The sequence below is a fragment of the Amycolatopsis sp. NPDC051071 genome (assembly GCF_040682875.1).
In the GTDB taxonomy this organism is placed as follows: Bacteria; Actinomycetota; Actinomycetes; order Mycobacteriales; family Pseudonocardiaceae; genus Amycolatopsis.
On sequence record NZ_JBFBBY010000221.1, the window covers coordinates 1 to 10525 of the forward strand.

The 10525-nt window shown below is 69.6% G+C and carries 9 protein-coding genes; 5 read left to right on the forward strand and 4 right to left on the reverse strand.

What is annotated here, in order from left to right; translation table 11 throughout:
- Positions 1-181: 181 nt before the first annotated feature.
- The 3 genes from AB0M65_RS37600 to AB0M65_RS37610 form a co-directional block, all read right to left on the reverse strand.
- Positions 182-1267 (reverse strand): iron-siderophore ABC transporter substrate-binding protein, encoded by a 1086-nt coding sequence (locus AB0M65_RS37600; protein ID WP_364039217.1) that lies wholly within the window; start codon positions 1265-1267, stop codon positions 182-184.
- A gap of 112 nt (positions 1268-1379) precedes the next feature.
- The gene (locus AB0M65_RS37605) at positions 1380-3137 is read right to left on the reverse strand and encodes an ABC transporter ATP-binding protein (protein WP_364039220.1); all 1758 of its coding nucleotides are present in this window, start codon (positions 3135-3137) and stop codon (positions 1380-1382) included.
- The gene (locus AB0M65_RS37610) at positions 3134-4819 is read right to left on the reverse strand and encodes an ABC transporter ATP-binding protein (RefSeq protein ID WP_364039223.1); all 1686 of its coding nucleotides are present in this window, start codon (positions 4817-4819) and stop codon (positions 3134-3136) included. The genes AB0M65_RS37605 and AB0M65_RS37610 overlap by 4 nt, the downstream gene beginning before the upstream one ends.
- A gap of 104 nt (positions 4820-4923) precedes the next feature.
- Between AB0M65_RS37610 and AB0M65_RS37615 the strand changes: the two genes are divergently transcribed.
- Positions 4924-5967 (forward strand): iron chelate uptake ABC transporter family permease subunit, encoded by a 1044-nt coding sequence (locus AB0M65_RS37615; protein ID WP_364039226.1) that lies wholly within the window; start codon positions 4924-4926, stop codon positions 5965-5967.
- A gap of 23 nt (positions 5968-5990) precedes the next feature.
- The gene (locus AB0M65_RS37620) at positions 5991-7028 is read left to right on the forward strand and encodes an iron chelate uptake ABC transporter family permease subunit (protein WP_364039229.1); all 1038 of its coding nucleotides are present in this window, start codon (positions 5991-5993) and stop codon (positions 7026-7028) included.
- On the opposite strand, the gene AB0M65_RS37625 is transcribed toward AB0M65_RS37620, so the two are convergent.
- Positions 7009-7860: a DMT family transporter gene (locus tag AB0M65_RS37625; RefSeq protein ID WP_364039232.1), complete on the reverse strand. Its 852-nt coding sequence runs from the start codon at positions 7858-7860 to the stop codon at positions 7009-7011. The genes AB0M65_RS37620 and AB0M65_RS37625 overlap by 20 nt on opposite strands.
- 35 nt (positions 7861-7895) lie before the next feature.
- On the opposite strand from AB0M65_RS37625, the gene AB0M65_RS37630 reads away from it, so the two are divergent.
- The 3 genes from AB0M65_RS37630 to AB0M65_RS37640 all read left to right on the forward strand — a co-directional run bounded on the left by AB0M65_RS37630 (position 7896) and on the right by AB0M65_RS37640 (position 10409).
- A complete protein-coding gene (locus tag AB0M65_RS37630; protein WP_364039235.1) occupies positions 7896-8420 on the forward strand; it encodes a DinB family protein in 525 nt (174 codons plus the stop codon).
- An 18-nt stretch (positions 8421-8438) separates the two neighbouring features.
- On the forward strand, positions 8439-9149 hold the full coding sequence (locus AB0M65_RS37635) for an MBL fold metallo-hydrolase (protein ID WP_364039238.1): 711 nt from the start codon (positions 8439-8441) through the stop codon (positions 9147-9149).
- A gap of 156 nt (positions 9150-9305) precedes the next feature.
- Positions 9306-10409, forward strand: a complete 1104-nt coding sequence (locus tag AB0M65_RS37640; RefSeq protein WP_364039241.1) for an LLM class flavin-dependent oxidoreductase — start codon at positions 9306-9308, stop codon at positions 10407-10409.
- Positions 10410-10525: the final 116 nt, after the last annotated feature.

The following is a 10525-nucleotide window of genomic DNA, read 5'->3' on the forward strand; positions in this document are numbered from 1 at the left end:
TTCCCCCACCCCCCGATGTTCGGTTCTGGGTTCCTGCGTGCCATGTCCCGTCCCCCACCGATCCCCTGGTGTGTGTTTTGGGTCGTTCTAACGACCCAAAACACTCACGAGCCCACCGCCCCACCGCACGAAACAGGGCCGCGAGCAGCCTGCTCGCGGCCCTGTTCTTCGCTGCGCCGGGTTACGACGCGGGCTTGACCTCGGTCTTCGGGTCGCCGTCGACCGCGGCGGTGAGCTGCGGGACGATCCGGTCGATCACGTAAGGCAGGCTCAGCACGGTCACGAAGGAGATCGCGCTGCCGTAGGTTCCGTCGTTCTCCACGAGGACCTCGCGCTTTTCCTTCGCCACCTTCAGGCCCGTGTACAGCGCGTCCTTGCCGAGGATCTCCTGAGCCTTGGCGGGAGTGTCGATGAGCCACACGAGCGCGTCGCGGTCGAGCAGGTCGGTGCGTTCGGCGCTGATGCTCTTGCCGAACTTGTCACCGATGAGGGCGTCGAGGTCGGCGGGCAGCTTGAAGCCGAGCGATTCGAGGATGTGCGAGCGACCGTCCTGGCTGCCGTAGACGAAGTAGCCCTCGTAGGTCGAGGCCATCAGCGCTGACTTGCCCTGGAATTCCGGGTGGTCCTTACGGGCTTGGGCGAACTTGTCTTCGACGCCCTTGACCAGTTCGTTCGCCTTGGTGACGCGCCCGACGGCCTGGCCGACCTTCTTGGTGGCCTCGTTCCACGGGATGCCGTAGTCGTTGTACTCCTTCGGCTGCGCGACGACCGGGACGCCGATCTGGCTCAGCTTGTCGTACTGCTCCTTGGTCAGCCCGGAGTACAGCGCGATGATCAGATCCGGCTTGAGCGCGGCGATCTTCTCGTACTGCGGCCCGTCGACGTCCTTGAGGACCTCGGGAAGCCGCGCACCGCCGAGCTTGCCGGTAGCCCACGGCCCGATGGTGCCGGGGAACTTGCCGAGCCACTCGGTGACGCCGACCGGGACGACGCCGAGGGCGAGCAGCGCGTCCTGCTCGGTCAGGCCGACCGTGACGACGCGCTTCGGCTCCTGGGTGATCGTGGTGCTGCCGTACTTGTGCTCGATCGTCGTCGGGAACGCGTTCGCGTCGACCGCGGAACCCGCGGCGTTCTGCCCGGCCGGAGCGGCCGGCTCGCTGCCACCACCGCACGCGGTGAGCGAAGCGGCCAGCACCAGTGCGGACGCCAGTGCGCCGGCGGTCCGGCGGCGTCCGCGCACGGCGGAAAGGGTGGGGATTCGGGGCATCGTCCGTCCTTCGTGATCAGCGGCCGACGCAACGCCGGATTAATCGGTATGCAGGTTTGCCTAACCTAAGACGCGGGCCGGGTGATTGCAACCAGTGACACTGCGTCGAGGGTCACGTCCGTGAACGGTTGTCCGACCAGGCCGCCCAAAGCGTCGCGTACCGGCCACCGGCGGCTACGAGTTCGTCGTGTGTACCGCTTTCGACGACCTGGCCCGCGTCGAGTACGACGACGCGGTCCGACGCGGCGGCCTGGGTCAGCCGGTGCGCGACGACGAGCGCGGTACGCCCTTCGAGTGCGGCCGCCGCGGCGGCTTCGAGGGTCTTCGCGCCGGCACTGCCCGCCTCTGCCGTCGCCTCGTCGAGGATCGCGATCGGCGGATCCGCGAGGACCAGCCTGGCCAGCGCCAGTTGCTGCGACTGGGTGACGGTCAGCTGGTGCCCGCCTTCACCGACCACGGTGGCGAGCCCGTTGCCGAGTGCCTCCGCCCAACCGCGCGCGCCGACTTTGTCCAGTGCCGCGAGCAATTCCACCTCCGACGCGCCGGGACGGGCGAGTCGCAGGTCTTCCGCCAGCGAACCGGAGAAGACATGCACCTCCTGGCTGATCAACGCGACGGCCTGCCGGGTCGCGGACGGGCCGAGTTCGTCGAGCGGGACACCGCCGACGGCGACCGTGCCCGACCCCGCGGGGTGAATCCCCGCGATGAGCTTGGCCAGCGTGGTCTTCCCGGCGCCGCTCGCGCCGACCAGCGCGACCCGCTCACCGGGGGCGAGATACAGGTCGACGTCGCGCAGTACCGGATGTCCGTCCACATAGGAGTGGCTGACACCCGCCGCCTTCACCGACGCGTCGACGGGCTTCGCGGGCTGCTGGGGTTCGCGTGGTGCGGGCAGGTCGGCGACGCCGATCAGCCGGGCGAGGCTCGCGGTGGCCGCCTGCGCGTCGTCCACCAGTGCCAGCGCGGTGTTGATCGGGTTGAAAAGGCTGTGGAAGTACAACGCCGCCGCCGTCGCCGCGCCGACGGTCACCGCGTCGGCGCCCACCAGGAGGAAACCGGCGGCGAGCACCGCGGAGAGGCCGACGAACTCGGCGAGGTTCAGCCGCGCGAAGAACCGGGTCATCAGCCGGACACCACGCAGCATCAGCTCCATCGCGCCCTCCGACCGCCGCCGTACCCGCTCCACATGAGCGTCGGCGAGGCGGAACGCGCGGACGGTTTTGGCGCCGCCAATGGTGTCGAGCAGTTGCTGCTGCTGGGAACCGGTCGCGATCCGCTGCTTCGCGTACAGCGGGACGGCGTTGCGGAGGTACCACCGCAGGGTGTGGATCTGGATCGGTGTCGCGAGCAGGGCGGCGAGCAGGAACCGCCAGTCGAGGACGCCGAGCGCGGCGAGCGTGAGCACGATGGTCAGTACCGAACGCCCCAGTTCGGGCAGTGCCTCGCGGACCGCCCGCGCGACGACCGTGACGTCGTTGGTGACCCGGGCGGTGAGGTCGCCGGAGCCTGCCCGCTCGACCTGCTCCAGCGGCAGGTTCAGTGCCCGGTCGATGAACCGTTCCCGCAGTTCGGCGAGCAGGGTCTCGCCGAGCCGTGCGGTCAGCGAGACGCCGAGCGCGGTCGCGATCGCCTGTGCGACGGCCACCAGCACCAGCGCGACCACCGGGGTAGTCAGCGTGGTGGCCGGTTGTTTCCCGACGACGAGGTCGACGATCTGTCCGAACAGGGGGGCGGTGAGCAGCCCGATCGCGGTCGCGCCGACGAGTATCGTGAGCGCGCCCGCCGCTCGTGCCTTCGAGGTGCGGACCAGTTCGCCGAGGACGGCGCGGATCCGCTTGCCGTCCGCGGTCGGCAGGAGTTCGCGGCTCATGACAGCACCGCCGACCGGTAGTCGGCGCGCTCGTGGACGAGTTCGGCGTGCACGCCTTCACCGGTCATCCGGCCGCCGTCGAGGACGACGACACGATCGGTGACGGCGAGCAGTGCGGGACTGGTGGTCACCAGGATCGTCGTCCGTCCTCGTCGCAGCCGGGCGATCCCGGCCGCGATCTTCGCTTCGGTCACGGTGTCCACCGCGGTCGTCGGGTCGTGGACGACCAGTACCGGCGCCTCCGCGGCCAGTGCCCTGGCCAGTGCGACCCGTTGCCGCTGACCGCCGGAGAGGGAACGCCCTCGTTCGGTGACGGCGGTTTCGACGCCGCCGGGCAGGGCGTCCGCGACTTCGTCGGCCGCCGACGCCGCCAGTGCCTCGTCGTGTGCGGTACCACCGGCAAGCACGTTCTCCGCGACCGTTCCTTCGAAGAGGTCCGCGTCGTGCGCGGCGACGAGGACGACCTCGCGCACGCGGTGCGGGTCCACTGTGGACAGATCGACGCCGTCCACCAGTACGGTGCCCTCGGTAGGGTCGCCCGCGCGGCCGAGGCAGTCGAGCAGATCGGTCGCGGTGGCCGGATCGGCGGCGACCACACCCACGATTTCCCCAGCGGGGACGTCGAGATCGAAGCCGCGCAGGCTGCCGTAGGTCACCGTCGTGAGCCGGACGTTCCCCTTGGCTGGCGAAGGAAGTTCGCCGTCTCCCGCCCGGACGGCCTCCGGGGCCGACAGCACCTCGGCTACCCGGCCCGCCGACGCGCGGCCCTGTGCCAGTTCGGCGTTGACCCACGCGAAGATCAGGAACGGCGTCTGAAAGAACTGGGCGAGGCCGACCGCGGCGACGAGATCGCCGACGCTGATCGAGCCCGACGACGCGAGCTGCCCGCCGACGAGGGCGACGATCGCGATGAAGATCCCGGTCAGCGCCAGCAACGAGCCGTCGTGCCAGGCCTTCGCCTTGGCGGCACGCAAGGTCGCCTTCAGCGAGTTCTGGCTGGTCTCCCGGTAGCGCGCGATGGCCGTCGACTCGGCGCCGATGCCCTTGAGCACCCGCAGACCCGCGACCAGGTCGACGGCGATCCCCGAAGCGTGCGCGGAGCGTTCCTGCTCGGCTTCGCTGCGTCGTTCGAGTGGTTTGCCGATGAGGTGCGCGAGATACAGCAGGGGAGGCGTCCCCAGCAGGACGAGGAGGCCCAGCGGAAGGGACATCCGCAGCAGGGCGATCGCGCTGACCAGCACCCCCGCCAGCGCGGCGATCCCGAACGGCAGCGCGGCGTTGACCACGCCGACCCGTTGCGCGTCGCTCGTTCCGACGTTCACCAGTTCCCCGGCGAGCTTCCCGGTTTCGGCGCCGCCACCCGGATGCAGGACGCGTTCGCTGATACGGAGGCGGATGTCGTGCGCGGCCCGCAGTGACGCCCCTTCGGCGGCGCGCGCGGCGAAGCGGTAGCTGTAGGACAGTCCCGCGAAGACGACACCGAGGACGGCGAGCCAGATGACGAGGGAGCCGATCGAGTTCCCGGCGACCGCCTGATCGATCACCAGGCCGATGATCACCGGAACGAGTGCTTCACCGCCTTGGTGGCAGGCGGCGAGCACCGACGCGAGCGTGACCTGCCGTCGCTGCCCGGAAATCGCCTGGCGCAGCACGCTCCGGCTGGTGGTGGCCGTTGCGGACACCGGCGTCTCCGTTCTTCGGGATAGGTAAGGCTAGTCTAAGTACGTAACTCGTTGAGGTGAACTCCGGCGTTCGGTCAGCCTCGCCTCACTTGTAAGGAGGATCCGTGGTCGTCACCGAACGCCCGCCCGAAGCCGCCGCCCCGCCGGGCACGGCAGCACGGACCTTCCGTCTCGGTGGTCTGCTGCTCGCGCTGGGCCTGCTGGCGCTCGTTTTTCTGCTGAGCATCTGGGTCGGCTCGAAGAACATCCCGTTCACCTCCACCTGGTCGGTGCTGTGGCATAACGACGGGTCCCCGGAAGCGGTGATCATCCACGACCTCCGCATTCCACGGACGCTGCTGGCCGTGGTCGTCGGCGCGGCGCTCGGGCTGGCAGGCGCGGTGATGCAGGCACTCACCCGGAACCCGCTCGCCGATCCCGGCCTGCTCGGAGTCAACACCGGGGCAGCGGCCGCGGTCGTTTCGGGTATCGCCTTCGTCGGCGTCTCCGGCGTGCTCGGCTACATCTGGTTTGCCTTCGCCGGCGCCGCGATCGCCTCCGTGCTCGTGTACGTCCTCGGCTCCGCGGGCCGCAGTGCCACGCCGGACCGGCTCGTACTCGCCGGATCCGCCGTCATGGCCGTGCTCCAGGCGTACATCGTCGGGGTGCTGCTGCTGATGCCCGAGACGTTCAACCAGTTCCGGTTCTGGAACGTCGGTTCGCTCACCGGCCGGAAATGGGATGTCTTCTGGCAGATCTCGCCGTTCGTGGTGGTCGGGATCGTCATCGCGTTGCTGCTGGCCAGGCCGCTCAACGTGCTCGCGCTGGGCGACCAGACCGGCAAGGCGCTCGGCGCCCACGTCGGCCGCACCCGGGTTTGGGGCGCCATCGTGATCACGCTGCTCTGCGGCGCGGGCACCGCGGCCATCGGGCCGGTCCTGTTCCTCGGGCTCGCCGTACCGCACGCCGCGCGCGTGCTGGCCGGCCCCGATCAGCGGTGGGTCCTGCCGTATTCGATGCTGCTCGCGCCGATCGCGCTGATCGGCGCCGACGTCGTCGGCCGGGTGCTGAACCCGCCCGAGGAGCTGCAGGCGGGCATCGTGGTCGCCTTCCTCGGGGCGCCGGTGTTCATCGCGCTGTGCCGCCGCCGGAAGCTGGCCCGGCTGTGACCGCGATCAAGGAGCGACCGCCGATGACCACCCGCGTCCTGCGTACCCCTGGTGGTGGACTGTCCCTGCGCGTCACGCCGAGGGCGGCGATCGTCGTCGTGGTGCTGGCCGTCGCCGTGTTCTTCCTCGGCGCGGTGAGCATGACCACCGGCGACTACCCGCTGAGCGTCGGCGAGGTCATCCAGACGTTGTTCGGCTTCGGCGACAAGAGCACCGAATTCATCGTGACCACCCTGCGGCTCCCGCGTCTGCTGACCGCGCTGCTGGTCGGCGGCGCGCTCGCGGTGAGTGGCGCGATCCTGCAGAGCCTTTCGTCGAACCCTTTGGGCAGCCCGGATTTCATCGGCTTCACCGAAGGCGCGGCCGCCGGTGCGCTGCTGACGATCACCGTCGTGCACGGAGGGATGCTCCAGGTCTCGCTCGGCGCGCTCGTGGGCGGCATCGTCACCGCGACGATGATCGCGCTGCTCGCGTTCCGGCGCGGGGTGCACGCGTTCCGGCTGATCCTCGTCGGGATCGGGGTGAACGCGATGCTCATCGCCTTCAACTCGTACCTGATCACCCGGGCCTCCTGGCAGGACGGGCTGGCCGCGCAGGCGTGGCTGGTCGGCGGGCTCAACGGACGCGGCTGGGAGCACGTCGTCCCGGTCGCGATCGCGGTCGCCGCGTTGCTGCCGCTCGGTTTCGTCTACGGCAGAAGGCTTTCCCTGCTGGAAATGGGCGACGACTCGGCGAAGGGGCTCGGCGTGCCCGTCGAGCGGAGCAGGCTGGTGCTGATCGCCGTCAGCGTCGGGCTCTGCTCGATCGCGACGGCGGCCGCCGGGCCGATCGCCTTCCTGGCGCTCGCCGCGCCGCAGCTGGCGAAGCGGCTCACGCGGTCTTCTGGGCCCGGCCTCGCCGCGTCCGCGCTGATGGGCATGCTCCTGCTGGTGCTGAGTGACCTGGTCACCCAGCAGTTGTTCCCCGGCCTGCCCGTCGGGATCGTCACCGGCGCGATCGGCGGGACGTACCTGGCCTGGCTGCTGATTTCGCGGGGCGGGTTCAGCCGGGCTGCGCGCTGACCGGCTCGATCGGGGCCGGTTCGCCGAAGCGTGCCAGCGCCAGCGCCGCCGCTATCGCGAGCACGAACCCGACTACAGCCACGGCCGCGAAACCGGGTCGTGTGGTGTCGCCGAGTACGACGACCCCGATCAGCGAGGGGAGCACGGTCTCGCCGATCACCATCATCGCGGTCGAGGTGGTGACGCTGCCGCGTTGCAGCGCGGTGGCGTAGAACAGCATCGCCATCGCGCCGGACACGGCGAGGGTGTACGTGGCGGGATCGGTGAGCAGGTCGAGCGGGGCAAGGCTGGTGAGCACACGGCCCGAAAGCGCGACCATCCCGAAGCTCAGACCGGCGACCAGGCCCAAGGCTGGTGTCCGGATCCGCCGCGGCGCGCGGCCGGCGAGCATCCCGGCCGTGCCGAGCACCACCACCGTGCCGACGAGCACGAGCCGGAAACCCAGCCCGGTCGCCGAGGAACCTTCACTCTCCGCCGAAATCCCGAGCAGGGCGAGACCAGCGCAGACGACCGCGACCGCCGTCCACTCGCGCCGTCCCAAGCGGACACCCAGCGTCCGCGCCGCGACCGCCGTCACGGCGAGGCTTCCGGCCAGCGCCGCCTGGACCACGAACAGCGGCAGGACCCGCAGCGCGACCACCTGGGCGACGAACCCGACGACGTCCAGCGCGAGCCCCGCGACGAACTTCCACTGCCGCAGCACCCGCACGAGGAGCTTGGGATCGACGCGGTCTTCGGCGCCGGAGGTCGCCTTCGCGGCGATCGCTTGCATCACCGAAGCGACGCCGTACGCACAGGCCGCGAAGAACGCGCAGATCAATCCCCACCACATGGATCGCCAGCCTAGCGGTGTGTAGGGTCATCGCCATGTCGAACACGAGTTCGAGGGCCGCCGAGCCGGTGGAACGGGCCTGGCCGGACGGGATCGCCGAGGACGAAGCCGGGATCCAGTGGGACTTCTTACACTTCCTCCGTGCCACCGCCGTGAACAAGGTCGCCGGGCTGACCCGCGAGCAGGCAGCTGCGACGCCGCTGCCGGTGTCGCCGCGGATGAGCGCCTTGGGCGTGCTCAAACACCTGACCGCGGTGGAACGCTGGTGGCTCTCGATCGAGGCCGGTGGCGCGGATCTGCCGTCGCTGTGGACGGGCTCACCGGATCCAAGCTGGGACCTGACCGAAGACGACGATCCGCGTTCGGTCGTCGAGGCGTATCGCGCCGAGTGGGCACTTTCGGAAGCCGCGTTGGCGGGGATCTCGCCTGGTGAGCGGGCGCGCCGGTCGGGAGAACACACGGTGCGATGGGTGCTCGCGCATGTCGTGCAGGAGACCGCGCGGCACACCGGGCACCTGGACATCCTGCGGGAGCTGGCCGACGGCACGGTCGGCGAATAGCACCGTAAGGTGTGCGCCATGGCTGACAGGCTGTACTTCCGGCAGTTGCTCGCGGGCCGTGATTTCGCGGTGGGGGATCCGGTCGCGACGCAGATGGTGAACTTCGCCTACCTGATCGGCGACCGGGAGACGAACGAAGCCGTGATCGTCGATCCGGCGTATGCCGTCGGCGATCTGCTCGACCTGCTGGAAGCCGACGGCATGCGGCTGACCGGTGTCCTCGCGACGCATCACCACCCGGATCACGTCGGCGGCGAGATGATGGGCTTCTCGCTGCCCGGGATCGCGGAACTGCTGGAGCGCGTCCAGGTACCGATCCATGTCAACAGCGCCGAAGCCGAGTGGGTGCGCCGGATCACCGGTGTCTCGGAAACCGACCTGCGCTCGCACGAACACGACGAGGTCCTCGAAGTCGGCGCGGTGCCGATCCGCCTGCTGCATACGCCGGGGCACACCCCCGGCAGCCAGTGCTTCCTCGTCGACGGACGACTCGTCTCGGGCGACACGCTGTTCCTCGAAGGCTGCGGCCGCACCGATTTCCCCGGCGGGGACGCGGAAGCGATCTACCGGAGCTTGCAGTGGCTCGCCGGTCTCGACGGCGATCCGGTCGTCTACCCGGGACACCAGTACTCGGCCGAGCCGTCGGCGAATCTTTCGCGGGTGAAGGACACGAACTTCGTGTTCCAGCCGAAGTCGCTGGACGAGTGGCGGCTGATGTTCGGCGGCTGATGCCCGCGACGGCCCCGCAATTAGTCCTCTAATTGCGGTCCTTGCGCGTGCAACTGCCGCAACTAGAGGACTAATTGCGGCAGGCAGGCGTCCAGATCGCGGGACGGCGAGCCCGCCGGTTGACCCGCCCCGTCCCACCGGCCGAAGCTCGGAAGCGTGACGGTCAAGCTGCATTGGTTCCTGCCCACCACCGGCGACGGCCGGACCATCGTGGAGCACTTCCACGCCAGTCGCGCCGCCGGGGCCACGTCCTCACGGGAGCCGAGTCTCAACTACCTCGCGCAGGTCGCCCGCGCCGCCGAGGCCAACGGTTTCGAGGGCGTCCTGACGCCGACCGGAACCTGGTGCGAGGACGCGTGGCTGACGACGGCGGCGCTGATCCGCGAGACGAGAACCCTCAAGTTCCTGGTCGCCTCCCGGCCCGGGACCGTCTCGCCGACGCTGGCCGCGCAGATGGCCGGGACCTTCCAGCGGATCTCGCAGGGGCGCGTACTGCTCAACGTCGTCACCGGTGGTGACGCGGTCGAGCAGCGCCGGTTCGGCGATTGGCACGATCATGATCAGCGTTACGCCCGCACCGGCGAGTTCCTCGAGATCGTGCGCGGGGTGTGGAGCGGCAAGCCGTTCGACTTCGACGGGGAGCATCTCAAGGTGGAGGGCGCGACCACGCGAGCGGCGCCGGATCCGGTGCCACCGATTTACTTCGGCGGCTCGTCCGCGGCGGCGCTCCCGATCGCGGCACGGCACGCCGACGTCTACCTGACCTGGGGTGAGCCGCCCGCGCAGGTCGCCGAGAAGATCGCCAAAGTCCGGGAGCTCGCTGAAGAACAAGGCCGGAAACTCCGGTTCGGCATCCGGTTGCACACGTTGTCGCGCGACACGGCCGCGGAAGCGTGGGCCGAGGCAGGCAAACTGCTGGACGCGATCGATCCCGAGCGGATCGCCCATACGCAGAAACAGCTGTCCGCCAGCGAATCCGTCGGTCAGCAACGGATGGCCGCGTTGCACGGCGGCAAAACCGACGGCGGTGTCCGTGGGCTGGAGATCCACCCGAACCTCTGGGCGGGCATCGGTCTGGTGCGCGGCGGAGCGGGTACGGCGCTCGTCGGCAGCCACAGCGAGGTCGCCGACCTGATCGAGGAGTACCACGCGCACGGTATCGAGGAGTTCGTCCTCTCCGGGTATCCGCATCTGGAAGAGGCGTACTGGTTCGGCGAAGGTGTCCGGCCGGAGTTGCGCCGCCGGGGACTTACGGCCTAGGGCGTGTCTGGCAAATCTGTTCGATGGGGTTCGTGATCCAGGTGGTTCCTGGCGGTGTGGGCCCTTCGGCCTCGTAAATGACGTAAAAGGTAGAAAGAACCACCCCCCAAGGGGAG

Coding starts and splice junctions, on each gene's coding strand:
- AB0M65_RS37635 (WP_364039238.1), top strand. CDS start 8,439: ATGGCTGACAGGCTGTACTTCCGGCAGTTGCTCGCGGGCCGTGATTTC.
- AB0M65_RS37620 (WP_364039229.1), top strand. CDS start 5,991: ATGACCACCCGCGTCCTGCGTACCCCTGGTGGTGGACTGTCCCTGCGC.
- AB0M65_RS37625 (WP_364039232.1), bottom strand. CDS start 7,860: ATGTGGTGGGGATTGATCTGCGCGTTCTTCGCGGCCTGTGCGTACGGC.
- AB0M65_RS37600 (WP_364039217.1), bottom strand. CDS start 1,267: ATGCCCCGAATCCCCACCCTTTCCGCCGTGCGCGGACGCCGCCGGACC.
- AB0M65_RS37630 (WP_364039235.1), top strand. CDS start 7,896: ATGTCGAACACGAGTTCGAGGGCCGCCGAGCCGGTGGAACGGGCCTGG.
- AB0M65_RS37605 (WP_364039220.1), bottom strand. CDS start 3,137: ATGAGCCGCGAACTCCTGCCGACCGCGGACGGCAAGCGGATCCGCGCC.